Below are 24853 nucleotides of genomic sequence, written 5' to 3'. Positions count from 1 at the left end.
GGGTCTCCGGAAGGCAGGTCAGATCACGAGTTCGATCAGGAACGGGCCCTTGCGCTGGTTGGCCATCGCGAAGAGATCGGCAAAGGTCTCCATGTTGTCCGCGCGCGCGGCCTCCACGCCCATGCCGTTGGCCATCTTGACCCAGTCCAGGTCCGGGTTGCCGAGGTCGAGCATGTCGAGCGCGGTCTTGCCCGGGTTGGCGCCCACGCCGGCCAGCTCGCCCAGCAGGATCGCGTACTTGCGGTTGGCCAGCAGCACGATGGTGACGTCGAGCTTCTCGCGCGCCATGGTCCACAGCGATTGCAGCGTGTACATGCCCGAGCCATCGGCCTGCAGGGCCACCACGCGGCGGTCGGGCGCGGCGATGGCGGCGCCGGTGGCCAGCGGCAGGCCGGCGCCGATCGCACCGCCGGTCAGCTGCAGCCAGTCGTGCGGGGCGGCGTGCACGGTGCCCGGATAGAACGCGCGGCCAAAGCTCACGCTCTCCTCCACCACCACGGCCTGCTCCGGCAGCAGCGCGGCCAGCGTCTGCGCCACGGCCTCGGAGGTCACGGCGCCCTTGGCGGTCTCGCGCGGCACCTGCGTGGCGGCAGCCGGCAGCGCGGCGTTGCGGGCGCCCAGTTCGTCGGCCAGCCGGGCCAGCGCCTCGGCAAGATCTTCCTCAGCGCGGGCCAGCACATGGATATTGGCGTCCTCGGGGTACGGGCGCGGCGACTGGCCCGGGTAGGCGAAAAACGTCACCGGCGCCGGCGCGCCCACCAGGATCACGTTGCGGATGCCGGCGAGCTTGGCGCGGGCGGCATCGCCCGAATAGGGAATGCGGTCGATCGCCAGCCGGCCCCGGCCACGCGTGACGCGGGCGTTGGACATCGGCGTGATCAGGCGGGCGTCCGTGGCGGCGGCGATGCGGTGGGCGTCAGCCAGCGCGGCTTCGCGCAGCGCGCTGCCGGCCAGCACGATCAGCGTGGGCTGGCCGCTGCGCAGCACGCGCGCGGCGTTCTGCACGGCGTCCGGCGAGACCTTGGGCACCGGGAGCGCCGGCAGCGGCGCGGCCACCTGTCCGCCGGCATCCCAGCACACATCGGACGGCAGGATCAGGCTGGCGACACCGCCCGGCGCGCCGCGTGCGGCCTGCACCGCCACGGCGGCGTCAGCGCCCACCGAGGCGGCACGGGTGGCGGTGCGCGTCCACACGGACACCGGACGCGCCCAGCCTTCGGTATCGGCGGTCAGCGGCGCATCGAGCGGCCGGTGGTAGGTCGCCTGATCGCCAATGATGTTGACGATGGGCGTTTGCGCGCGCCGTGCGTTATGGAGATTCGCCAATCCATTCGCCAGCCCCGGGCCGCAGTGCAGCAGCGTGGCGGCCGGCTTGTCGGCCATGCGGGCGTAGCCGTCGGCGGCACCGGTCACCACCCCCTCGAACAAACCCAGCACGCAGCGCATGCCGGGAATGCGGTCCAGCGCGGCCACGAAGTGCATCTCGCTGGTGCCAGGGTTGGCGAAGCAGGTGTCCACGCCGCAGGCCAGCAGCGTCTTGACCAGGCTTTCCGCGCCGTTCATCGGGGATTGGGTCGTCTCCATGTCTCGGGTTCCGTTCGGGTGATTAGGTGGGTCTGAGGGATGTGCCGCATCAGCCACGTGATGCCAGCAGGTCGAAATCAAGGCAGACGAATTCCGTCGGGAACTCGATCCGCGCGTAGTACACGATCACATCGTCCACGCAGGCGAAGCGGCGCAACTCGGCCACCGGCGCGCCAACCGGCAGCTCCAGCGCCTTGGCCGCATCGCCGCCGGCGGCCACGATGGACAGGCGCTGGCGTGCCGCCGAGACCTGCAGGCCGGGAAAGCGGTCCAGCACCGGCACCGAGGCGCCCTGGCGGAACGCCTCCGGCTCGCGTGCAAACACCGCCGCTTCGATATAGACCTCGCCTACGGCAAACGGCCGGCCGTCCAGCCGATGGGCGCGATGCAGGAAGTGATAGGCGGCGGCGCGGCGGCCGTCGCACGGCATGCCGAGGTCATCCGGTAGCGGCACGTCTGCGGTGGATTCGACGATGGCCTCGGTGGACAGGCGGTCTCCCACGGCCACGGCCTGATCCCAGCTTGTGGGCAGTGCCAGCGGGCGGCGGTCACGGCCCGCCGCCTTGACGAAGGTGCCGCGCCCGCGCGAGCGCGCGACCAGCCCTTCGGCATCCAGCTGGGAGATGGCGTGGTGCATCGTCATGCGCGCCACGCCATATTCGCGGCAAAGTGCTTCGAGTGACGGAATCTGCTCACCGGGCCGCCATGCGCCGCTCTCGATCTGCCGGCGGAAGATCGTGGCGAGCTGGAGATAGACAGGCTCGCGGCTGCGGGAAAGAAGTTGGGCGGCGGCGTCGGACATGCGCAGCGCGGGGGCGCACTAATAAGATAGGGCGACTTTATAAAAGTCTAGTTGGCTAGACTACTAGGGTTTACGGCAGAGCCCTTATCCAGAGCCGGTTTCGCGTGTGTTTACCCCTCCACGTCCCGCCCATGGCCACTGCCAAAGCCCCGCAGAATGCCTCCATGCCCCGCGCGACGCCGGGGCGGGCGTGGCTGCCGCTTTGCAGCCATCTAAAGGAGTCATTCCATGTTGATGCGAGACGTGATCCCGCAAGTGCTGAACCGCGGTACGGCCCTGCTTGGCCAGTACGTACTGGAGACCCCGCCTCAAAAGACCTTCCACCATGCCATCGACATCTATCTCAAGGATTCGAATGCGTTCATGAACACTTACTTCGCCCGGTACTTCGAATGGCAGGGCATCTGCCGCGAGCGCTGGTTCCACGAATGCATCCACGGCAACCTGCTGGCCGCCGGCGGCGTGTTCGTGACCAAGCGCGCCCACCAGGAGTACGTGGAGGAAACCTTCCCGTTCCAGCGTGTGGACTGCTACCTGAACACCTTCCAGGTGCGCCAGTGCTCGGCCTACCTGCTGTTCCGCTTCTGCGTGGAGGGGCGGCCGGTGTCGCTGGGCTACCAGCAGATCGTGTTCGCGGGCCGGGACAAGCGCATCACGCGCTTCCCGAAGGAAATCATCGAAAAGGTGAAGGAGTACGAGCTGGTGCTGCCGCCGCTGACTAACTGATGGGTCGCGCGCCGCCGGCTGGTTCAGCCGGTGGCGCGCGTGGGGAGGGGGCCGTCCGGCTGGTCCGGCTGCTCCGCCGTGGGGTGGAAGCGCGGCAGCCGCAGCGTGAAGGTGGTGTGCACGCCCGGCACGGACTCGCAGTCGATACGCCCGCCAAACGCCTCGGCCACGCGGCGGCAGAAGGCCAGCCCGAGGCCGTTGCCGCTTCCGTGGGCCTTGGTCGAGAAAAACGGGTCGAAGATGCGCGGCAGCACATCAGCGGGAATGCCGGAGCCCGTATCGCGGCAGCGCAGCAGGTAGAAGCCGCCCACGGCCTCGGCCGAGATCTCGATCCCGCCCTCACCCTGCACGCGCACGGCGTAGAGGCCGTTCTTCAGCAGGTTGAACAGCACGTAGACCAGCAGCGTGTCCGAGCCCACGAAGCGCCAGCCGGCAGGCATCGGCGCCAGGCGCACGCGCTCGCGCTCGCCGGGCTGGAACGGGTAGCGCGCCAGCGCCGCGTCCACGCAGGCGGCCAGCCCGTGCGGGGCAAAGCTGCGCCGGTCCACGCGCTCCAGCGTGACGGAGGCCAGCGCCATGTCGATGACCGTGCTGGTGCCGTCCACCTCACGCGTGATGCCCTCCACCACCGTGGCCATGCGCGCGAGTTGCCCGGGCCGCAGGCGGTCTTCGACCAGCCCGTGCGCCACGGCAAGCTGGTAGCCCTCGATGATCTGCGGGAAGGTCCGCGCCATCTCCTGCGCCTGCATGCGGATGGTGGCCAGCGGCGTGCGCACCTCGTGCGCCACCGTGGCCGCCAGCGAGTACGGGTGCATGAGGTTGTAGCGCACCACGGTCACGGCGAGGATGCCCAGGCTCAGCGCGATGCACACCACGCCCGGCGGATAGAACGCGTAGCCGTAGTTGACCGCGTAGTCGACCGCGGCCAGCGAATAGAGGCCCAGGCTCAGCAGGCACAGGTTGAAGCGGCGGCGGCGCTCCACCGTGGCATTGGCGCGCGCCGCCCAGAGCAGCCATGCGCACCGGCACGCCAGCACCGCGGTCTGCGCCACATGCAGCGGATGCAGCGGCCCGACCTTCGGATAATCGCCAAAAAACAGGGTGTAGTAGCCGGACACCACCTGGCTCGTGGTCAACAGCAGCACGGCGAGGATCAGGCTCAGCCCGTACGAGGCCAGCACGGCGGGCCGCTCGCGGCGGCACTCGGTGACCTCGCAAATGAACTGGTAGAACGTGGTCGGCAGGAACAGGATGAACAGGTAGCCGACCTTGGCGAGCACCACTGCCACGTCCGGGTGCGTGGCCTGGAACAGGAACGCCCAGGTGCCCTGCCACGCGAAAGTGGTCACGCACATCAGGAAGAACGCGGCCGACACGCGTGTCACGCCCTGGGTCACGAGCACATAGAGCCCATACCCAAGGAAGATCGCGGAAACGAAGGCGGGAAGGATCGCGTACATGCACAGCCGCGATGCGCGCGGCGCAGCAGGAGGGACCGCCATGGTACGGCGTGCGCGATCTGTCCGCACTAAAATTGGCTGTATTCAGACCTAAGCCGCGCTGAATTCGCAACGGTTGCGGCCCTGCCCCACCGAAGGGGAATGGTGTTATCGGGCAGCTTTGCGCGGAAACAGAAACGGCGGGACTGATAGTCCCGCCGTGCAGAATGGCCACCGGCATCGCTGCCGGCCCCGCGCTGGCTTACGCTTACCAGCGCGTGTCGCGTTCCCAGGCCTTCAGTTCTTCCTCGGTGCGCTCCTTGGTGTAGCCATAGCGCTCCTGGATGCGGCCGGCGAGCTGGTCACGCTTGCCGTTGATGACCGTGAGGTCGTCATCGGTCAGCTGGCCCCACTTTTCCTTGACCTTGCCCTTGGCCTGTTCCCACTTGCCTTCGATCTGGTCCCAATTCATGTCTGGCTCCTGGTTGCTATCTGACTGATTACTTGGCGTACTTGGCCTTCACGTTGGCCTGGCACTTGTCCTTGGCATCGCCGGACATCGCATCGCACTTTTCCTTGTCAGCCTTGTAGGCGGCGTCCATGGTGTCCTTCTTGGCGTCGGCGCGGGCTTCGGCTACGTCGGTGCTGGTGCCCGTGGCGGCGGCCTTCTCGGTCTTGGCGGCGCCCAGGCTGCGTTCGTGGGCAGCCTTGGCTTCCTTCACGCACACGTCCTTGTCGTTGCCCTTCTTGTCGTCGCACATTTCCTTGGCGACGTCGTAGTCACGGTCGGCCTTGGTCTTCATGGCCTTGGCGTGGGCCTTGTCGGTGCCGTCGCGCTTGGCTTCGGCGTTGGCCTTGGCCACGTCGCGGTCACGCTTGGCTTCGGCCTTGCAGACGTCCTTGGCGTTGTCCTTGAGGCCGTCGCACTTGCTGCTGGCCGCCTTGTAGTCCGCATCCGCCTGCTTCACGGCGGCGTCGTAGTCGGCTTTGGAGCCGGCCTGGGCGTAGGCAAAGCCTGCCGGGGCGGCAAATACCATCGAACACATTGCTGCGGCAAGCCACTTTTTGGTCATCATGTCGTGCTCCTTTTCTTGGTGGATCCTATGGAACCCTGTTCGGGCCACACGCCGCTTCCTGCTCGCCGCGTCATGGCCACGCTGTACTTGCAGGTTACGTTTCCCCACCAGATCAAAGCAGAAGACCGCTGCTGAAATGTACGTAAGACAATTCCCACACTTCACATTTTTGTTCAGTGGCAATGGAATAAAGTCGGGCACCGAGGGAATAAGCGCCCGCGCCGTTCGTCTTACGCTGCGAGCGGTACAAGCACTTCCCGGAATTTCGCCATGAGCCAGACCCTGACCGACGACGCCCTGCGCGAAGTCATTCCCCGCCTGCGGCGCTTCGCCCTCACGCTGACCCGGCACGAGGCAAGCGCCGACGACCTGGTGCAGGCGTGCCTGGAGCGCGCGCTGTCGCGCGGCGCCGCCCGCCACCACGACGGCGACCTGCGCGCATGGTTGTTCACAATCTTGTACCGCCAGTTCCTCGATGGCCAGCGCCGCGCCAAGCGCTACGCCGGCGTGCTGGCGCTGTTCGGCGTGGGTGACGATGCCGACATGGCGCCCTCCACCGAGGACGTGGTGCTGGCCCGCTCCGCGCTGCAGGCCTTCAACCACCTGCCGGCCGAGCAGCGCGCGCTGCTCACGCTGGTCACCGTGGAGGGCCTGACTTACCAGGAGGCTGCCGATACGCTGGGCGTGGCCATCGGCACCATCATGTCCAGGCTGTCGCGCGCCCGCAAAGCCATGCGCGACATGACCGAGGGCCAACCCGCCCGTCCCCCCGTCCAGGTCCTGAAATGACCCTCCAGAAGACGACCCAACACTCCCTGCTGCCCGCCGACGCCGAACTCCATGCCTATGTGGATGGCGAACTCGACGCCCCGCGCCGCGCCCAGATCGACGCGCTGCTGCCCACGCACCCGGACCTCGCCCGCCAGATCGACGCAATCCGGGCCGCCGCCCAGCAACTGCGCGCGAGCCTGCCGGAGCCGTCTCCGGCGGACACCCCCGCGCGGCTCGACCCCTTCCGCATCCGCCGCACCCTGCGCGACCGCACGCAGCGGCGCATGGCCGTGGCCGCCTCGCTGGTGATGGCGCTCGGCATTGGCGGCATGGGCGGCTGGCAGACCCGCGAAATCGCCATGCGCCAGAACTACCTGCCGATGGCCGATGCCGTGCAGGCCTACCGCATGTTCGCGGCCAGCGAGGGCCCGCAGGTGGTGGATGTAAGCGCGACCGATCCGCGCGCGCTCCAGTCCTGGCTTGACCGTCACTTCGTCCAGCCCGCCCCGCTGCCCGATTTCACCCAGTACGGCTTCCGGCCCGCCGGCGGGCGGCTGATGCCGACCGAGCAGGGCACGGCGGCAATGGTCCTGTACCGCAACAACCAGGGCCAGACCATCGTCTATTACGTGCGGCCGCCGGGCAACCTGCTGCGCTTTGGCAACGGCAACCGGCAGGACGGCAACCTGCTGGCGCAGTACTGGCGGCAGGGCCGCTATTCCTATGCCGTGGTCAGCCCCACCGATACGCCGGTGACGCGCACCCTGCAGCAGGCGATCGAGCCGTCACGCCGCGATGCCACCTAAATAAGTACTGCCAGAAACCCGCTTGACGGGAGGCGCCGTGCTCAATATTCTTTTTATGAACTTATCGTTCATATTTGAACATTTCATTGAGCAGCCGGCCGACGCGTGACGCATCGGCCACCACACGGAGCGCCCCCATGGTTTCAGGAAAGATCGGCATCAACGGTGCCGGCATTGGCGGACTGGCCGCCGCCATCGCCCTGCGCAAGCTCGGCCTGGATGTTGTGGTGTACGAGCAGGCGGCGCGGTTCGCGCGCGTTGGCGCGGACATCAATCTCACGCCGAACGCGGTGCGGGCACTGGACGGCCTGGGCGTCGGCGCCGCGCTGCGCGAAACGGCAGCCCGCCCCACGCACCGCATCAGCCGCACCTGGGACACCGGCGCGGAAACCTCCCGCCTGGCCATGTCGAACGAAGCCGAGCAGCGCTACGGCGCGCCGCAGCTGACCATGCACCGGGGCGACCTGATGGCCGCGCTGGAAGCCGCCGTGCCGGGCGCCTGCGTGCGGCTGGCACACAAGGCCACCCACATCGCGCCGAAGAACGGCGGGCGCGGCGCCACGCTGCGCTTCGCCAATGGCAATACTGAGGATGTGGACGTGCTGATCGGCGCCGACGGCATCCACTCCATCGTCCGCACCGCGCTGCTGGGCGAGGAACACCCGATTTTCACTGGCGTGGTGGCCTACCGCGCCGTGGTGCCGGCGGAGAAGCTGGCCGGCGTGCCCAACCTCGGCGCCTTCACCAAGTGGTGGGGGCCCGAGCCGACCAGCCAGATCGTGACCTTCCCGCTCAACCGCGGCCGCGAGATCTTCGTGTTTGCCACCGTGGCGCAGGACAGCTGGCGCAACGAGTCCTGGACCACGCCGGGCCGGGTCGAGGACCTGCGCGCCGCCTACGCCGGCTTCCATCCCGATGCCCGCGCCCTGCTCGACGCCTGCGACGACGTGCTGATCTCCGCCCTGTACGTGCGCGACCCGCTGCCGTCCTGGTCGGCCGGCCATATCGCGCTGATGGGCGATGCCTGCCACCCGATGATGCCGTTCATGGCGCAGGGCGCCGGCATGGCGATCGAGGACGGCGTGGTGCTGGCGCGCTGCCTGGCCGAGGCCTGCGACGACACCATCCCCGAGGCGCTGGCGCGCTACCAGGCGGCCCGCCACGACCGCACCAGCCGCATCCAGATCGGCTCACGCGGCAACGAGTGGCTCAAGGCCGGCGGCAACGCGGACTGGGTGTACGATTACAACGCCTGGAACGTGGCGCTCGGCTGATCCTGCCTGCACCCGTTCCGTTTTTCTTTTCCCCGAGCCGATGCCCAAGACCGCCGCGCCAGACGACTCCCTCGACAACGCCACTGAACTGGACAACGACGATGCCAGCGGCGCGGCGCAGGCGCTTGTGACCCCGGTCATGCGCGGCCTGCGGCTGCTGCGCTTCATTGCCGAGGGCGGCTCGACCGCCAACCTGAGCGAGGTGGGCCGGCGCATCGACATGAACCGCGTAACGGTGATGCGCCTGCTGGCCACGCTGGAGCACGAGGGCATGGTCGAGCGGCTGCCGCAGGGCGGGCACACGGTGGGGTTCTCGTTCCTGAAGCTGGCGTCACGCGTGCTGGCGGCGAACGACCTCACCACCTTCGCGCGGCGCGTGCTGGCGCAGCTGAGCAGCTCGCTGCAACTGTCGGCCTATCTGGCCGTGCCGGACGGCGGCCACGTGCTCTACCTGCTGCGGGACATGCCCAACACCGGGCTGGTCAGCAACATCCAGGTCGGCAGCCGCGTGCCGGCGCACCTGACCACGCCGGGGCGGATGCTGATTGCGCACCTGTCGCCGGAGGCGCTGCGCGAGCGGCTGGGCGATGACCCCCTGCCGACCGTGACCGGCCAGAGCCCTGCCACCCACGCCCGCCTGGCCGAGATCCTCGGCGCGGACCTGGAGCGCGGCTGCGCGTGGAGCTTCTCGGCCTTCGAGCCGGGCATCGACGCCTGCGCCGCGCCAGTGATGGACGCCACCGGGGACGTGATCGCCGCGATCAGCGTGGCCGGCCCGCAGCAGCGCTTCGAGGCGGACGGAACGCTGCGCGAACGGGTGGAAAAGGAAGTGAAGGCGGCGGCGAAGGATCTGTCGGCGCTGCTGGGGTACCGGGCGAACGGCAAGCGCTGAGGGGGTCTCCCCCCCCCAGCCGTCAAACCTCCAGCTTCATCGGCATCGACCTGCGCCGGGCCTTGGTCGCCTGGTACAGCGCGTGCGCCACGGCTGGCGCCACCGGGCCAAGGGAGACCTCGCCGCAGCCCTGCGGGGGCCGGTCGCTCGGCACGATCACCACGTCGATCTTCGGCATCTCCGCCAGTTGCAGCAGCGGATAGTCGTGGAAGTTGCTCTGCTGCACCACGCCCGCCTTGAACGTGATCTCGCTCTTGAGCGTGTTGGTCAGCGCAAAGCCGATGCCGCCCTCGATGTTGGCGCGGATCAGGTTCGGGTTGATCGCCCGCCCGCACTCCACCGCACACACCACGCGCCGCACGCGGAACGCCTTGCCGCTGCGCTCCAGTTCCAGCGCCATCGCCACATAGGTCTGGAACGCCTCGCCCCGCCCGGTGTAAAGGTTGAACGTGAACCCGCGCGACACGCCGGGCGCCGGCTTGCGGTCCCAGTTCGCCGCCTTGGCCGCCGCGTCCAGCACGCGCAGCGCCAACGGGTTGTGCGCCAGCAGCGCGCGGCGGTAGCGGTACGGGTCCGTGCCCGCCGCGTCGGCCATCTCGTTGACAAAGCTCTCCAGCATGAAGATGCTCGACGTGGAGCCCACGCTGCGCATGAAGCTGACCGGAATCGGCTGCTTCACATCAATCATCTCCACCTTCAGGTTCGGCACGCGATAGACGCAGTCGTAGATGGCCTCCAGCATGGTCTCGTCCCAGCCGCCGTGCTTGGCCATGCGCTCGGCCTTGATCACGCCGTAGAGCGACTGGCCGGTGAGCCGGGCATGCAGCGCGCGCGGCAGGCCCTTGTCGTCGAGCACCGCGCGGAAGCGCCCCGACACGCCGGGCCGGTAGAAGCCATGGCGGATGTCGTCCTCGCGCGAGCGGATGACCTTGACCGGCTTGCCCACTGCCGCCGAGGCCCGCGCCGCGTGCACTACGAAGTCCGGCAGGAACTTGCGCCCGAAGCTGCCGCCGAGGAAGGTGGTGTGGACGATGATCGTCTCGGGCTGGCGCTGGTAGAGCTTGCCGAGCGCGTTGCGCACGAAGTCCTGGCCCTGGATCGGCCCCCAGACCTCGATGGCGTCCTCGCGCACGTGCACGGTGGCGTTCACCGACTCCATCGTGGCGTGGACGATGTACGGCGTGTGGTAGTCGGCCTCGACCACCTTGCCGCCGCCGGCCAGCACCGCGTCCGGATCGCCCAGCTTCGTCGCCACCACGGCCTCCGGCGCGCCGAGCGCGGCCTGGCGCGCGGCCAGGATCTGGTCGCTGTCGAGCGACCTGGCCGGGCCGGGATCCACCTCCAGCTCCAGCGCATCGGCGCCCTTCCTGGCGAGCCAGTAGCTCGTGGCCACCACGATGGCGGCGTCCGGCGCCTGCACCACGGCCTGCACGCCCGGCATGGCCTTGACAGCATCGGCGTTGCGCAGGCCGGTGACCTTGCCGGTCACGGTGGGGGCGAACTTCAGCGCGCCATACAGCATGCCCGGCACCTTCACGTCGATGCCGAACTCGGCGGAGCCATCGACCTTGGCCGGCGTGTCCAGCCGCTGCAGGTCCTTGCCGATCAGCTGGTGCGCGGCGTCGTTCTTGAGGCGCGGCGCCGGGTTCAGCGGCAGCTTCGCCGCTTCCTCGGCCAGCTCGCCATAGCTGAACGAGCGGCCCGTGGCGCCGTGATAGACGCGACCTTTCTCCGTGTAGCACTGGCCCGGGCGTACCTGCAGGCGCTTCGCGGCGGTCATCACCAGCACCTCGCGCGCCTGCGCGCCGGCAATGCGCAGCCGCTGGTAGAACAGCGTGGCGGACATCGACGCGCCGACGAACTGCTGCGGCTCCTCGTACGCGGCGCCGGTGCGGTAGGCGTCCCGGCCGGTCACGAAGGTCACGGCCACCTGCTGCCAGTCGGCGTCCAGCTCATCGGCCAGCACCTGCGGCATGCCGGTATAGACGCCCTGCCCGCATTCGCACTGCGACAGCCCGAGCGTGATCTTGCCGTTCGGCTCGATCCAGATCCAGTCCGTGATCTCGTGCGTGCCGTGCGGGCCGCTGTCCACAGTGCGGGACGCCAGCGCCGGCAGCGGAATGCAGAGCGCGCCGGCCAGCGCCATGCCGCCCTTCAGGAAGCCGCGCCGGGCGGGGCTGGCGATACGGTCACTTTGCGGCTGCATGAACGGCCTCCCGGATGCGGTGGTAGGTGGCGCAACGGCACAGGTTGCTGACCGATGCGTCGATCTCCTTGTCGGTGGGGTGCGGATTCTGCTTGAGCAGCGCCGTCACCGCCATGACCATGCCGGACTGGCAGTAGCCGCACTGCGGCACGTCCTTGGCGATCCAGGCCCGCTGCACCCTGGACGAGCGGTCCGGCGAGAGCCCCTCGATGGTGGTGACCGTGCGGCCCGCCACGCTGGAGACCGGCGTCACGCACGACCGCTGCGCGTTGCCATCCACATGCACGGTGCAGGCGCCGCAGGCGCCGATGCCGCAGCCGTACTTGGTGCCGGTCAGGCCGGCGTCATCGCGAATCACCCACAGCAGCGGCGTATCGCCGTCGCCGTCGAAGCGGGTCGCTTTTCCGTTCAACACAAAATCCATGATTGCCCTCGCTCGTGCAAGAAGTCACGCTGAAATGACGGCCGCAGGCCACCCTGCACGGCGCAGGGTGCGGCCAGGTACGACTCGGTTGGAAACTTGGGGAGGGGCGTCTGAGGACGCCGGGAGGCTATTCCGCCGTGATGTGGTACGTGCGGATCAGCGTGGCCCACGCGGCGGTATCGTCGCGGATGCGAGCGGCCAGGGCGTCTGGGGTGCTGGCCATGGGTTCCAGGCCCTGGCGCTTCAGGTCATCGCGCACGCTCGCGGTGGCGAACAGCGCGCGCACATCGGCGGCCAGCGCATCGGCCAGCGGCTGGGGCGTGGCGGACGGCACCAGCAGGGCGTACCAGGAACTGACGTCGATGCCGGGCATGCCCTGCTCGGCCAGCGAGGGCACGTCCGGGGCCGCCGGGGAGCGCTTCGACTGCGTCACGGCCAGCGCGCGCAGCGCGCCGGACTGGATGAACGGTGCGAGCGTGGGCCACGTGCCGAGCAGCACGGGCACCTGCCCGCCCACCACGTCGGTCACGGCCTGCGTGGTGCCCTTGTACGGCACATGCAGCATGGTCACGCCGGCCTTGTTGCGGAACAGCTCGCCGGCCAGATGCAGGCCGCTGCCGACGCCGGGGCTGGCGTAGCCGAGCGGCGATTTCGCCTGATCCGCCTGCCTGGCCAGCGCGATCAGCTCCGGCACGGTGCGCGCCTTGACCGCCGGGTTCACCGCCAGCACGTTGGGCGAGCTGGCCAGCAGCGAGACGGGCCGGAAATCGCGCGTGACGTTGTAGGACAGTGCGGGGAACAGCGTGGGGTTGATGGTCAGGTTGCCGGCCGGCACCACCAGCCAGGTGCAGCCATCGCCCGCCGCGCGGCGCACGGCGTCGATGCCGATATTGCCGTTGGCGCCGGGCTTGTTGTCGACGATCATCGTCGCGCCCTTGCGCTCGGACGGCTGCGGCAGCTGCTGGAGGCCCTGCGACAGCGTGCGGGCGAGCTGGTCAGCCGGGCCGCCGGCCGGGAACGGCACCACGATCCGCACCGTGTGACAGGCCGGGGCGGCCTGCGCCACGCCCGGCATCGCCACCATCCCCCCCATCGCCATGATCGCCATCATCGGCAGCACTGCCGCCGCCCTGCCCATCCACCGTGCTTTCCTCATGCCAGCCCCGTTCCTTCCGTGATTTCACCATCCGCCGGGGCGTCAGCCCGGCGTCATTCGTTGGCCACCCTGTCCTGCAAGGTCGGCCGGTAATCCAGCAGGCGCGACAACTCCCCTGCCGCCTCGCGCACCTTCTCGACCATCGAGTCAAGCAGCGCCGGATCGATCCGGGCTGCCGGGATGGTCGCCCCCAACGCCGCCACCACGCGCGCGGTACGGTCACGCACCGGCGCGGCGATGGTCGAGATACTGGCCTCGAAGAAGCCCTCGTGCAGCACGTAGCCGCGCTGGCGGTCACGCTGCACCATCTCGTACAGCTCCTCCACGGTGCGCGGCGTGCTGTCCGAGTACACCTCCAGCCGTGGCTCCGGATACAGCTCCCGCAGCGCCTCCAGCGACAGGTCTTCCAGCAGCACGCGCCCCAGCACCGTGGCATGCGCCGGCAGGCGGGTGCCCACGTTCACCGTGCTGGTGAACGGCCGCGCCGCCACCGACTTGGCCACGTACACGATCGACCGGCCATCCCGCACCACCAGGTTGCACGGGTAGTGGATGTCGTCGCGCAGGCGGTCCAGCAGCGGCCGGCCCAGCTCGGTCAGCTCCAGCGAGGCCAGGTAGTCGAAGCCGAGCCGCAGCACTGCCATGCCGAGGCGGAATTCGCGCCCGCCATCGGTCCGTTCCACGAAGCCCATCATCTCCAGCGTGGCCAGCAGCCGGAACACCGTCGAGCGCGGCACCTTCAGCCGCCGCGCCAGCTCCGCCGCCGACAGCGTGCGGTCCTTGCTGCTGAACTCACCCAGCAGCCTCAGCCCGCGCTCCAGCCCCGGCACGATGTACTTGTCCTGTGTGTCCTGCGTTTCCTGCTGCACTTCCTGCTGCACTTCCTGCTGCGTTTCCTCTCTGGGAAGGTCCTGGTTCATGGTCTCTCTCTGCGTAGCGTTCGGTCCTGCCGCCTGGCTTTCTGCAACATCAGCCGGCTGGCAACGGATCCGTATAACATGCGGCGTCGCGCACAGCACGATCGCACACACGTCTCCACCTCGAACCCTAGCAGATATGTTTTATCTATGAAACCCGGATTCACATCAGGAACGAATCCAGAGTAGGGCGACTTTGTTGATGACTCAACTTAAGTCAATCCCCGATTGACATCACCCCTGCGATCTGCCGTGTTTTGCTGCGTGGCACAAAGTTGCGAGCCCCGCCAGCTGTGAGACAATCGCGGCCGGTTTCCGGCCGTCTTGCGGCATCCCGCGGCATCCCGCGGCATTCTTTCCCCGCTTCCACTTCGCCATGTCCAGCCCCACCTCCGCACACGAACAAGCCCCTCCGGCCGCCGATCCCTGGTCCGAACTCGACGAGGCGGGCACGGGACTCACCGTCAACGACTTCCTGACGACGATGTTGAGCCAGCTGGTCACGGCACTGCGCAACAGCGTGACCGAGCCATACGCCACGCAGTTCGAGCTGACCGTACCGGAATGGCGCATGCTGGCGCTGCTGGCGCACGGCAAGGAGCTGTCCTTCGCGGAGATGGTCAAGCAGTCCACCTCGGACAAGGCGCTGGTCAGCCGCACGCTGCGGCTGCTGGAGGACCGGGGGCTCGTCACGCTGGAGTCCGAAGGCAGCACGCCGCGCCGACGGCTGGTCTGCCGCATCACGCCCGCCGGCGAGGCGCTCCACGCCCAGGTGATTCCGCTGGCCCGGCGCGGGCAGGCATCGGTGATCCGCCTGCTGACGCCCGAGGAGCGCCACGGCCTGTACACCGGCCTGCGCAAGCTGCACGGCATCTGCACCGCCCGCGACTGACCCCGTCGCCAGACAGAAAAAGCAAAAAACGCCCCGCGCCGGTACAGGCCGCGGAGCGCAATGACGACATGATGATCGTCGAAGACCCAACAATACGTTTCAGCCGTCCGGAGGCTAGACCTCCAGTTCCTCCAGCACCTGCCCCTTGGTCTCGATGCCGAGGAAGAACACGGTCACGGCGGCCAGCAGCGGCACCACGGCAAGCCCGTAGAACGCCAGGCTCAGGTTGCCGCCGCCGATGGTGCTGGCGATCAGGCCCGGGGCAAAGATCGCCGAGATCTTGAGCCACGCGCCGCCCAGCCCGCAGCCCATGGCGCGGATGCTGGTGGGGTACAGCTCCGGCGTGTAGACGTAGGCGGTGATGAAGCCGCAGGCCAGGAAGCCCATGGCCAGCGCGCAGAACGTGGCCACCACGTAGACCGTGGAGGCGTGGAACACGCCCGCCAGCACCAGCGACACCGCGCACAGCACAAAGGACACGTTGATCACCGGTTTGCGGCCCACCTTGTCCACCACCATCGCGCAGATCAGCGACCCGACCACGCCCAGCACCGAGGCCCCTGCCGCCAGGTTCAGCGCCAGTTGCAGCGGCGCGTGGTAGACGGTCTTGTAGACCGTGGGCAGCCAGGTCGACAGCCCGTACTGGATAAAGCCGCAGGTTGCCCACAGCATCCACACGGCCAGCGTGCGGCCGATATAGGCGCGGCCAACGAGGTCCCGCACGCGGCGGCGCGGGTGGCGGGCCGTCATGGCGTCGAACGCCGAGGTATCGCCCACCGGCGGCAGCGGCTGCCTGGCGCGGGCCTCGAAGGCGCTCAGCGCCGCATCCGCCTCGCCCAGCCGGCCCTTCTCGGCCAGCCAGCGCGGCGACTCGGGAATCAGCTTGCGCAGCACGAAGAACAGCACGATCGGCACGCCGCCCAGAAAGTACATCACCTCCCAGCCGTAGCGCGGCACCAGGAAGGCCCCCAGCGCGTTGGACACCATCAGCCCGATCGGGAACACCACCTCGTACAGCAGCACGAAGCGGCCCCGGCCATGCGCGCGCGTGACCTCGTTGATATAGGTGGCCGCCACCGGCAGTTCGCCGCCCAGCCCCAGCCCCTGCACGATACGCAGGAGCGCGAAGATCTCGAACGAAGGCGCAAAGCCGCAGGCAATACTCATCAGGCCGATGATGCCCGCGCTCCAGCCCACCGAGCGCAGCCGGCCAAAGCGCTCGGCCAGCGCCGGGAACAGCAGCGCGCCCACCAGCTGGCCCACCGAAGGCGCCGCGATCAGGAAGCCGATCTGGCCCGGTGTGAGCGACCAGTTGGCAATCAGCAGCGGCAGCGTGGCCGCGATGGCGATCACGTCGAAGCCATCGAAGAAGGTGGCGAGGCCGATCAGCAGCCGGGCGCGGATATGCATCGCGTTGCCGGGCATCCGCTCGATACGGGCGATGATCTGGCCGCGCGTGACTGCGCGGGGGCTGGTTTGGGGGTGCGCGGGGGCCGTGGCGCTGGCTGATGCCGCGCCGTCTACGCTATCGATATACATCTGTGGAAGTGTCCTCAGCGGCTCAAAGGTCCAGCACGAGCCGCTGGCCCTTGCATCCGGATACGCACACCATCATGGTGTTGTTGGCGGCGCGCTCGCTGTTGCTGAGCACGCTGTCGCGGTGATCGGGGCAGCCGTCGAGCACGGCGGTCTCGCACGACCCGCACACGCCCTCCCGGCAGCTGTACTCCATTGCCACGCCGGCTTCCAGCAGGGCATCGAGCAGTGACTTGCCGGACGGCACGCGCACGTTGGCGCCCGTGCGTTGCAGCGTGACGCTGTACTCGCCCTCCTGCACTGCCTCGGTAGCCGGGTCGGCGGCAAAGCGTTCGATGTGGACGTTGGCGTAGCCGTGGGCCGCGCAGGCAGCCTCGAAGGCGTTGAGCATCGGGCCCGGGCCACAGCAGTAGAAGTGCGTGCCGGCGCCCTGCCCGGCCAGCATCGCCTGGAGGTCCGGCGGCGCGCCCTGCTCGTCGTCGAAATGGAAGCGCACGGCGTCGCCATAGGCCGACAGGGTGTCGACGAAGGCCGCCTCCTCCCGCGAGCGGGCGCAGTACAGCAGCGTGAACGCCCGGCCAAGCTCGGCCAGCCGACGCGCCATGCAGACGATGGGCGTGACGCCAATGCCGCCAGCCACCAGCACTGTGTGCGCGGCATCCTCGTTCAGCGCGAAGTGGTTGCGCGGCGCCGCCACGGTGAGGGTGCTGCCCACGCGCAGCTGCTCGTGCACGAAGCGCGAGCCGCCCCGGCTGTTGCGATCCTGCAGCACGCCCACGGTGTAGCGGTCGCGCGCCTCGGGCGCGCCGCACAGCGAATAGCTGCGCACCAGGCCGTTGGCCAGGTGGAGGTCGATATGCGCGCCCGGGCTGAATTCGGGCAAGGTGGCGCCGCTGGGGTCGCGCAGCTCGATGCTGACCACACCGCGCGCCTCGAACCGCATGGCCTGCACGCGCATCGTCAGGGATTGACTGGCACTCATGACTGCTTCCTTCTCAATGCTTGCCTCGCCAGAGGCAACGACACTTCAACACCGATTTAGCGCTTTTCCGTGAGGAACTTGCCCTGCGGGCCGCCGGCGTTCTTCTGGCGGCGCGTATTGCCGTCGATGCCGCCCTCGATGGCCCATTCGGCGAACACGGTCGGGCCCGGCTCGAAGGCGCGCGGCTCCCAGTGGGCGTCGAGCTGGTCCTCGTCGGCGTAGTACTCGATCAGGCCGCCGGCCGGATTCTTGAAGTACCAGAAGTAGGCGGACGAGATCGGGTGGCGGCCCGGGCCAAGCTGGGTGTCCCAGCCCGTACGGGACATATGCATGCCGCCGCCGAAGACCTCGTGGATGTCCCGCACCGTGAACGCCACATGGTTCAGGCCGCGCTTGGGCTGCGGCAGTTGCAGCAGGAACAGGTCGTGGTGACCGCCCTCGGCCGCGCAGCGCAGGAAGGCGCCGCGTTCCGGATAGTTGTCCGACTGCACGAAGCCGAACTTCTCCACGTAGAAGCGCTCAGTGGCCTTCACGTCCGTGACGAAGAACACCACGTGGCCCACCTCGATGGGCGCGGCGCGCTCGTAGACCGGGCTGCGCTGGTTCAGGCGCGGCTTGTCGTTCCACGTGTTCATCACCGCGCACTCCACCTGCACTTCGCGCTTGCGCGAGACCTGGAAGCGCACGGCCAGCCCGTTCGGGTCCGTGCAGCCCACGCGCGCGCCGTCCTGCTGGCGCACGAAGCTCGGCTCGGTGCCGATGGCGTCGGTAATCGCCTCCAGCGACGCCTGATCCGCCACGCCCCACACCACCTCGCGCAGCGTGGGGCCGTCCTCGATGGCCGGCGCCAGCGCCGGATCGGCGATCTTGCGCACCAGCACGCGGCAGCCGTTCAGCGTTTCGAAGTCCAGCGCCTCGGCGTCGTCGCGCTTGACGGTCAGACCCCAGTCACTGAAGAAGCCACGGCACGCGTCGAAGTCGTCGGCGCCGTAGGTGATTTCGTCGATTCCCAATACCTTCATCTTGCTTCTCCGTCCTGCCGGTTGATACCCGGGCTCAGTTGGCCCACGGCAGCGGTTGTTCGTTCAGGCCCCAGTACACGGCCTTCTGTTCCATGTATTGCAGGATGCCCAGTCGTCCCTTCTCGCGGCCCAGGCCGCTGTCCCGCCAGCCGCCGAACGGGGTCGAGATCGAGAACTGCTTGTAGGTGTTGATCCACACGTTGCCGGCTTGCACGGATCGTGCCACCCGCCAGGCGCGCTTGTAGTCGCGCGTCCAGATGCCGGCGGCCAGCGCGTAGATGCTGTCGTTGGCCTGGGCGATCAGGTCGTCCTCGTCGTCGAACGGCATCGCCACCAGCACCGGCCCGAAGATTTCCTCCTGGCAGATGCGCGCGTTGTTGTCGAGCCCTTCGATGATGGTCGGCGTGTAGAAATAGCCGTTGGCCAGGCCCGCCACGTCCGGGCGCATGCCGCCCGTGCGCAGCTGGCCGCCATCTTCCACGCCCATCGCCACGTAGGATTCGATGCTGTCGCGGTGCCGGTCGGTGATCAGCGGCCCCATCTGGGTGCGCGCGTCGGCCGGATCGCCCACGCGCAGCCTGGCGGCGGCGGCGGCCAGGCGGTCCATGAACGGCTCGTACTTCGCGCGTGCCACGAACAGGCGCGAGCCGGCGATGCACGATTCGCCCGACGAACTGAAGATGCCATACAGCACGCCGTTCACCGCGTGGTCCAGGTCGGCGTCATCGAAGACCATGGTCGGGGACTTGCCGCCCAGCTCCAGCGACACCGGCATCATCTTGTCGGCGGCGATGTGGGCGATGTGCTTGCCGGTGGTGGTGCCGCCCGTGAACGACACGCGGCGCACCAGCGGATGCTTGGTGATGGCGTCGCCGATCACCGAGCCCTTGCCGGGCAGCACGCTGATCAGGCCCCGGGGCACGCCAGCTTCCTCGCAGATCGCGGCCAGTTCCAGCGCCATCAGCGGCGTTACCTCGGCCGGCTTGACCACCACGGCGTTGCCGGCGGCGAGCGCAGGCGCCATCTTCTGCGCCTCGCTGGCAATCGGCGAATTCCACGGCGTGATGGCGGCCACCACGCCCATCGGCTCGTAGACGCTCATGGTCAGGCAGTCGCCCCGTTGCGGCGTAATGGATTCCTCCATGGTCTCGCAGGCGGCGGCGAAGAACTGGAACGTGGCGGCGGCGCTGGCGACGAGCGCGCGCGTCTCGCTGATCGGCTTGCCGTTGTCCAGGCGCTGGCGCTGGGCCAGCGGCTCGGCGCGGGCGCGGATCAGCTCGGCCACCCGGTACAGCACGGCGGCACGCTCATGCGGCTTGCGCTGCGCCCAGCCGCTGGTCAGGAACGCGCGATGGGCGCCCTGCACGGCTTCTTCCACATCGGCCAGGCTGGCCGCGTTCAGTTCGGCCACGACCTCGCCGGTGGCGGGGTAGCGCGTGGCGTAGCGGTCGCCCGAGCCCAGGCGCCAGGCGCCTGCGATGCAGATCGGGAGGACTTGTTGTGTGCTCATGTCAGATTCACTTCAGATCGACACCGCGTGGGCGCGGTTGCCGAGGGCGCGCACCACGCTGAACACGGTCAGCGCGGACGTCTTGGGGTTGGCCGCGAGGGGCTTGCCGCGCATGGTCAGCTCGAAGCCGCCAAACGCGCCGCGTGCTTCCACGTGGTGGACGTTCTCCTCCGCGTGCGGATCGGCCAGCAGCTTGACCGAGGTGCGGTCGAGGCCGAGCCCCGCCAGCGACACGGTGGCGGCCACATTGGCGTTCTTCGGATAGAGCCGCGCGGCGTCGCGCGCGGTGCCTTCGAAGATCACCGTGGCTTCGGTCAGGGCGTCGAGGTCGAACAACTCCGCCGCCGGCGTGCCGGCCCAGGCGCGGGCCGGCTTGCGGCCGGTGTAGATGACCTCGTCCAGCCCGCCCACGCGGGCGGCAGCCAGCGCGTCGATGGCGCCGATGGCGCCCGACAGCAGCTGCACCTGCGTGTTGCCACGGCGGGCCGCCGCTTCCAGGCGCTCGGCCATGCCCGGCTCGGACAGCGCGCCGACCGACACCACCATGCACGGAATGCCACGCTCGAGCGCCGGCACGATGTGCTCCTCCAGCGCGCGATGGCCCGCGCACTCCACGAGCAGGTCCGGGCGGCGGTCGCCGTCGGCCAGCCCGGTGGCCACGCGCACATTGGGCGCCAGCGCCGACAGCGCGCCGCGTGCCTCGTCCATCGTGCCCGCCGGCACGATCACAACGTCGAACACGACATCCGGGTCCGACTTCAGCAGTTCCAGCACGCCGCGGCCAATCGCCCCGCAACCCACCATGGACACATGCAGCATGGACGTTCTCCTGGTTGGCTTAAGCCGCCGCAGCAGCAGCAGCAGCGGCTGCCGCCGGGGTCGATGCGGGGCTGGCGGTCGGGCTGGCGGTCGGGCTGGCGGTCGGGCTGGCAATCGGCTGCTGCTTGTTGACCGGCGGGCCGGCGAACACGGTCTTGAAGCTGCCGATGGACAGCATGTCGATTTCCAGCAGGAACGGGCCCGGCTCGACCGTGGCCTCTTCCAGCGCCGCGCCGATGTCGGCGAGGTTGCTCACGCGGCGGTGACGCAACGCGAGCGACTTCGAGAGCTGGGCGTAGTCCGGCGTGTGCAGGTCCACGTAGTGGCGGCGGCCGCCGTACTGCGCGTCCTGGATGTTCTTGATCACGCCGTAGCCCTTGTCGTTCATCAGCACGATGACCATGTCGGCACGCTCCTGCACCGCCGTGGCGAGTTCGCCCAGGTTCAGGATGAAGCCGCCATCGCCGGCCAGCGTGAAGGTCTTCTTGCCCGAGGCCGTGGCCGCCGCGCCAATGGCGGCGCCGATGCCCATGGCGAGGCCCTGGCCGATACCGCCGCCCAGCGCGTGCACACCGGCGCGGGAGTCGAAGATCTGCAGGTGGCGGTTGCCCCAGGTGCTGTTGGACACCGTGACGTCACGCACCCAGTTGAAGTTGCGGCCCACCGCCTGCTGGAGCGCCTGCACCAGCGCGCTGTACGGGCCGAGGCCGTCCACCAGCGCGCCCACGGCCACGTCGTGGGCACGGCGCAGGTCGGCGGCGAAGCCGGCGTCCACTTTCAGGCGGCCTTCAAGCCGATCGGCGAGGCCATCCAGCGCCAGCGCGGCGTCGCCGCTGACGAAGTGGTCGCTCTGGTAGCAGCGGCCTTCCGAGGCCGGATCGGCGTCGATGCGCAGCAGCGGGCGCGGCAGCTTCAGCTCGTACTTCAGGGTTTCATTGCCGCGCAGGCGCGAGCCGACCACCAGCATCGCATCGCACGTCTGGTAGAAGGTCTCGATGGGCTTGTGGAGGTTGTAGGCGCCCAGCGAGCGGGGATCGTCCTCCGCCACGATGCCACGGCCCTGCGTGGAGGTGACCACGCCAAACCCCATGTCCAGCAGGCGCTTGACCTGCTGGCAGGCGTGGCGCGCGCCGCCGCCGAGCCACAGCATCGGCCGGCGGGCCTTGGCCAGCTGGTCGGCCAGCGCGTCGAGCGCGCGGGCCGAGGGCTGGTGCTGCGGCACCGGCAGCGGCTGCAGGTCCGCCGGCATCGGGATCAGCGCGGCCTGGATGTCGATGGGGATCTCCACGCTGACCGGGCCGGTCGGCGCCGTCAGCGCGGTCTGCACGGCCAGCTTGATGGTGGAGAGCGCGGTGTCGGCGCTGCGGATGCGGAAAGCGGCCTTCGACACGGCCTTCAGCATGGTGAGCTGGTCCGGGGCTTCGTGGATGTAGGCGAGGCTCTGGTCCAGGTACGGCGTTTCGATCTGGCCGGTGATGTGGAGCAGTGGCGTGCCGGCCGTCAGGGCCTCGACCATGGCGCCGGCGGCATTGCCCGCCGCGGTGCCCGTGCTGGTCAGGCAGACGCCCAGGCCGCCCGTGGTTCGGGCGTAGGCATCGGCCATGTTGGTGCCGCCCGCTTCGCCGCGCGCCGGCACGAAGCGGATCTTGCCGCGCTCGCCCATCGCATCGAGGATGGGCATGTTGTGGATCGAGATCACGCCGAAGGCGGCCTTGACGCCGCACTGCTCGAGGAAGGCCGCGATGGCGCAGCCCACGGTGACTTGTTGTTGTTCGTTACGCATGACGGGAGAGTCCTCCGGAAATATCGATATGGCTGCCCGTGGTGTACGAAGACAACGGCGAGGCAAGGAACAGGATGGCGCGGGCGGCTTCCTGCGGCAGGCCGAGACGGCCCAGTTGGATGTTCTTCTGGCGGGCCAGACGCGCGGTCCACGCGGTCCAGTCCAGGTGGCGGTCTTCCTCCGGGCGCACGTCGAAGCGGCGGCGCCACTGGCCGGACTCGACGAGCCCGATCAGGATGCCGTTCACGCGCACGCCGCGCGGCGCGAATTCGGTGGCCAGCGAGCGCACGAGGTTGTGCACGCCGGCGCGCGCCGCCGAGGTCGCCACCATATGCGGCTCCGGCTGGGTGGCGAGCAGCGAATTTACGCAGACCACGGCGCCCTGCCCCGACTGCTCCAGCTGCGGCAGGAAGGCGCGGGTCGGGTGGATCACCGAGAAGAACTTCAGTTGCAGCTCCTCCAGCCACGCCGCGTCCTCGGTGCTGGCGAAGGTCGACACGCGGCCCTGGCCGGCGTTGTTGACCAGCATGTCCACCGGGCCAAGTTCGCGCGCCACGTCGGCGGCGAAGGCGTTGACCTGCGCGGCCTGCAGCACGTCGCACCGGGCCGCGTAGAGGCGGCAGCCGGTGAAACGTGCGCGCAGCGAGGCCTCGGCCTGGCGCAGCCGCTGTTCGTCACGGCCGCACATGGCCACGGCGGCGCCGGCTTCCAGCAACAGTTCGACGGTCGCCAGCCCGATGCCGGAGGACCCGCCGGTCACGACGGCTACCTTGCCGTCGAGTTGAATCATGGACATCGTCCTCACTCCCCTCTTTTGCTCATTCCCGATGTAAAGACACGACCTTGCCGTGCCCGTTGGCCCGATGCGGCCGGTAATCCAGCAGCCGCGACAGCTCGCGCGCGGACTCCCTCACCCGCTCCACCATCAGCCCGAGCTGGTCCGGGTCGATGCGCGACGCCGGGATCGTGGCGCCCAGCGCGGCGGTGACCTTGCCGGTGCGGTCGCGCACGGGCGCGGCGATGGTGGAGATGCTGGCTTCAAAGAAGCCTTCGTGCAGTACGTAACCGCGCGAGCGGTCTTGCTGCACCATCTCGAACAGCGCATCCACTGTGCGCGGCGTGCTGTCCGAGTAGATCTGCAGCTGTGGCTCCGGATAGATCTCGCGCAGCTGCGCCAGCGACAGGTCTTCCAGCAGCACGCGCCCCAGCACGGTGGCATGCACCGGCAGGCGCGTGCCCACGTTGACGTTGCTGGCGAACGGGCGCGACGCCGCCGACTTGGCGACGTAGACCACCGAGCGCCCGTCGCGCACCACGAGGTTGCACGGGTACTCGATTTCATCGCGCAGCTTGTTCAGCAGCGGCGCGCCCAGTTCGGTCAGCTCAAGCGAGGCCAGGTAGTCGAAGCCGAGCCGGAGCACGGCCAGGCCCAGCCGGTATTCGCGGCCGCCGTCGGCGCGTTCCACGTAGCCCGTGGCTTCCAGCGTCGCCAGCAGGCGGAACACCGTGGAGCGGGGTACGTCGAGCCGGCGCGCAAGGTCGGCCGCCGACAGCACGCGGTCACGCGCGCTGAACTCGGCCAGCAGGCGCAGGCCACGCTCCAGGCCGGGCACGATGTACCGGTCCTGGATCTCGGCGGGCAGTGGTTGGGTGCTCATGGCTAGCGATGTCGACGGTCGGCGCGCGGGTTCAGCGCTTGACCTGGGTGAGCGGGTGCTCGGGTGGGTACGTCGGCGTGATCGGCTTCTTGGCGCCGAGCATCACGCACATCAGCGCGTCTTCCTCGCCGATGTTGATTTCCTCGCGATACACGCCCGGCGGCACCGAGACGAGGTCGCGGTCGGTCAGGATGGTCTCGAAGCGCTCGCCGTCCTTCTCCAGGATCAGCTTGATCTTGCCGCGCAGGATGAAGAAGACCTCTTCCACATCGGTGTGCAGGTGCGACGGGCCTTCGTGGCCGGCCGGGATGATCATCGTGGAGAACGTGAAGTGCTCGGACGGCACCGTGTTGGTGTCGGCGGCCACGCCGGTACCGCCGGTGCCGAGGTAGCGCATCTGGGCGCGACGGTACTTCGGGTCGTAGTCGGCCTGGAACTTCAGGGCGTCCCAGTCGTACCGGCGGGTGGAGAAGCGCGCCACGCGGCTCTCCATCCACTGGTCGAACGAGGCGTCGGCAGGACGCTCCCAGCTGCGCTTGATGTTTTCCTGTTGGGACATATCGCTCATTTGATCGGGT

At 68.8% G+C, this 24853-nt stretch carries 24 protein-coding genes; 6 read left to right on the top strand and 18 right to left on the bottom strand.

The features are described 5' to 3' along the window. Nucleotides 1-18 precede the first annotated feature (18 nt). Together SB751_RS26640 and SB751_RS26635 are read right to left on the bottom strand one after the other, a co-directional pair. Nucleotides 19-1563, bottom strand: coding sequence for an acetolactate synthase large subunit (locus SB751_RS26640; RefSeq protein ID WP_144197836.1), 1545 nt, complete (start codon nt 1561-1563; stop codon nt 19-21). A 70-nt stretch (nt 1564-1633) separates the two neighbouring features. Further along, nucleotides 1634-2386 carry a GntR family transcriptional regulator gene (locus tag SB751_RS26635; protein WP_144197780.1) on the bottom strand — a complete coding sequence of 251 codons (753 nt, stop codon included), beginning with the start codon at nt 2384-2386 and terminating at the stop codon, nt 1634-1636. 228 nt (nt 2387-2614) lie between these two features. On the opposite strand from SB751_RS26635, the gene SB751_RS26630 reads away from it, so the two are divergent. Beyond that, nucleotides 2615-3112, top strand: coding sequence for an acyl-CoA thioesterase (locus SB751_RS26630; RefSeq protein WP_144197779.1), 498 nt, complete (start codon nt 2615-2617; stop codon nt 3110-3112). Between the two features lie 23 nt (nt 3113-3135). On the opposite strand, the gene SB751_RS26625 is transcribed toward SB751_RS26630, so the two are convergent. From SB751_RS26625 to SB751_RS26615, 3 genes are all read right to left on the bottom strand, one after another. Continuing rightward, nucleotides 3136-4572, bottom strand: a complete 1437-nt coding sequence (locus tag SB751_RS26625; protein WP_410748726.1) for an ATP-binding protein — start codon at nt 4570-4572, stop codon at nt 3136-3138. 247 nt (nt 4573-4819) lie between these two features. Then, nucleotides 4820-5023 carry a CsbD family protein gene (locus SB751_RS26620; protein ID WP_092293408.1) on the bottom strand — a complete coding sequence of 68 codons (204 nt, stop codon included), beginning with the start codon at nt 5021-5023 and terminating at the stop codon, nt 4820-4822. 28 nt (nt 5024-5051) lie between these two features. Further along, nucleotides 5052-5624, bottom strand: coding sequence for a hypothetical protein (locus SB751_RS26615; protein WP_144197835.1), 573 nt, complete (start codon nt 5622-5624; stop codon nt 5052-5054). Between the two features lie 273 nt (nt 5625-5897). Here SB751_RS26615 and SB751_RS26610 point away from each other — a divergent pair, with 273 nt between their 5' ends. From SB751_RS26610 to SB751_RS26595, 4 genes are all read left to right on the top strand, one after another. Continuing rightward, on the top strand, nt 5898-6416 hold the full coding sequence (locus SB751_RS26610) for a sigma-70 family RNA polymerase sigma factor (protein ID WP_144197777.1): 519 nt from the start codon (nt 5898-5900) through the stop codon (nt 6414-6416). Next, nucleotides 6413-7204 (top strand): anti-sigma factor family protein, encoded by a 792-nt coding sequence (locus tag SB751_RS26605; protein WP_144197776.1) that lies wholly within the window; start codon nt 6413-6415, stop codon nt 7202-7204. Before SB751_RS26610 ends, SB751_RS26605 begins: the two co-directional genes overlap by 4 nt. Before the next feature lie 137 nt (nt 7205-7341). After that, on the top strand, nt 7342-8478 hold the full coding sequence (locus SB751_RS26600) for an FAD-dependent monooxygenase (protein ID WP_410748725.1): 1137 nt from the start codon (nt 7342-7344) through the stop codon (nt 8476-8478). 40 nt (nt 8479-8518) lie between these two features. Next, nucleotides 8519-9370: an IclR family transcriptional regulator gene (locus SB751_RS26595; RefSeq protein ID WP_144197774.1), complete on the top strand. Its 852-nt coding sequence runs from the start codon at nt 8519-8521 to the stop codon at nt 9368-9370. 22 nt (nt 9371-9392) lie between these two features. Here SB751_RS26595 and SB751_RS26590 read toward each other — a convergent pair whose 3' ends face one another. The 4 genes from SB751_RS26590 to SB751_RS26575 all read right to left on the bottom strand — a co-directional run bounded on the left by SB751_RS26590 (nt 9393) and on the right by SB751_RS26575 (nt 14076). Continuing rightward, nucleotides 9393-11576, bottom strand: a complete 2184-nt coding sequence (locus SB751_RS26590) for a xanthine dehydrogenase family protein molybdopterin-binding subunit (protein WP_250025552.1) — start codon at nt 11574-11576, stop codon at nt 9393-9395. After that, nucleotides 11560-12000: a (2Fe-2S)-binding protein gene (locus tag SB751_RS26585; protein ID WP_211943485.1), complete on the bottom strand. Its 441-nt coding sequence runs from the start codon at nt 11998-12000 to the stop codon at nt 11560-11562. Before SB751_RS26585 ends, SB751_RS26590 begins: the two co-directional genes overlap by 17 nt. 127 nt (nt 12001-12127) lie before the next feature. Further along, nucleotides 12128-13099, bottom strand: a complete 972-nt coding sequence (locus tag SB751_RS26580) for a Bug family tripartite tricarboxylate transporter substrate binding protein (protein ID WP_377732614.1) — start codon at nt 13097-13099, stop codon at nt 12128-12130. A 110-nt stretch (nt 13100-13209) separates the two neighbouring features. Beyond that, entirely contained in the window at nt 13210-14076 is an 867-nt protein-coding gene (locus SB751_RS26575) for an IclR family transcriptional regulator (protein ID WP_144197771.1), read from the bottom strand. 373 nt (nt 14077-14449) lie between these two features. On the opposite strand from SB751_RS26575, the gene SB751_RS26570 reads away from it, so the two are divergent. Continuing rightward, nucleotides 14450-14965 (top strand): MarR family winged helix-turn-helix transcriptional regulator, encoded by a 516-nt coding sequence (locus SB751_RS26570; protein ID WP_144197770.1) that lies wholly within the window; start codon nt 14450-14452, stop codon nt 14963-14965. A gap of 114 nt (nt 14966-15079) precedes the next feature. Here SB751_RS26570 and SB751_RS26565 read toward each other — a convergent pair whose 3' ends face one another. From SB751_RS26565 to SB751_RS26525, 9 genes are read right to left on the bottom strand one after another with little or no spacing between them, the layout of a single operon-like run. Then, nucleotides 15080-16504 carry an MFS transporter gene (locus tag SB751_RS26565; protein ID WP_410748724.1) on the bottom strand — a complete coding sequence of 475 codons (1425 nt, stop codon included), beginning with the start codon at nt 16502-16504 and terminating at the stop codon, nt 15080-15082. Nucleotides 16505-16526: 22 nt separating this feature from the next. Further along, entirely contained in the window at nt 16527-17483 is a 957-nt protein-coding gene (locus SB751_RS26560) for a PDR/VanB family oxidoreductase (protein WP_144197769.1), read from the bottom strand. Nucleotides 17484-17539: 56 nt separating this feature from the next. Then, nucleotides 17540-18505: a VOC family protein gene (locus SB751_RS26555; RefSeq protein ID WP_410748723.1), complete on the bottom strand. Its 966-nt coding sequence runs from the start codon at nt 18503-18505 to the stop codon at nt 17540-17542. A 34-nt stretch (nt 18506-18539) separates the two neighbouring features. Further along, a complete protein-coding gene (locus tag SB751_RS26550) occupies nt 18540-20015 on the bottom strand; it encodes an aldehyde dehydrogenase (RefSeq protein WP_313819013.1) in 1476 nt (491 codons plus the stop codon). A 12-nt stretch (nt 20016-20027) separates the two neighbouring features. Further along, a complete protein-coding gene (locus SB751_RS26545) occupies nt 20028-20834 on the bottom strand; it encodes an aspartate dehydrogenase (RefSeq protein ID WP_144197766.1) in 807 nt (268 codons plus the stop codon). A 19-nt stretch (nt 20835-20853) separates the two neighbouring features. After that, on the bottom strand, nt 20854-22617 hold the full coding sequence (locus SB751_RS26540) for a thiamine pyrophosphate-binding protein (protein ID WP_410748722.1): 1764 nt from the start codon (nt 22615-22617) through the stop codon (nt 20854-20856). Next, nucleotides 22610-23413 (bottom strand): SDR family oxidoreductase, encoded by an 804-nt coding sequence (locus tag SB751_RS26535; protein ID WP_410748721.1) that lies wholly within the window; start codon nt 23411-23413, stop codon nt 22610-22612. Before SB751_RS26535 ends, SB751_RS26540 begins: the two co-directional genes overlap by 8 nt. A 22-nt stretch (nt 23414-23435) precedes the next feature. Then, nucleotides 23436-24275: an IclR family transcriptional regulator gene (locus SB751_RS26530; protein ID WP_144197763.1), complete on the bottom strand. Its 840-nt coding sequence runs from the start codon at nt 24273-24275 to the stop codon at nt 23436-23438. Nucleotides 24276-24306: 31 nt separating this feature from the next. Next, complete coding sequence (locus SB751_RS26525) at nt 24307-24843, bottom strand: cupin domain-containing protein (protein ID WP_144197762.1); 537 nt, start codon at nt 24841-24843, stop codon at nt 24307-24309. Nucleotides 24844-24853 lie beyond the last annotated feature (10 nt).

The sequence above is a fragment of the Cupriavidus sp. SIMBA_020 genome (genome assembly GCF_046535395.1).
Classification (GTDB): domain Bacteria; phylum Pseudomonadota; class Gammaproteobacteria; order Burkholderiales; family Burkholderiaceae; genus Cupriavidus; species Cupriavidus campinensis.
The sequence above is the reverse complement of the archived record's forward strand: the minus strand, read 5'-3'. Positions and strand labels throughout refer to the sequence as shown.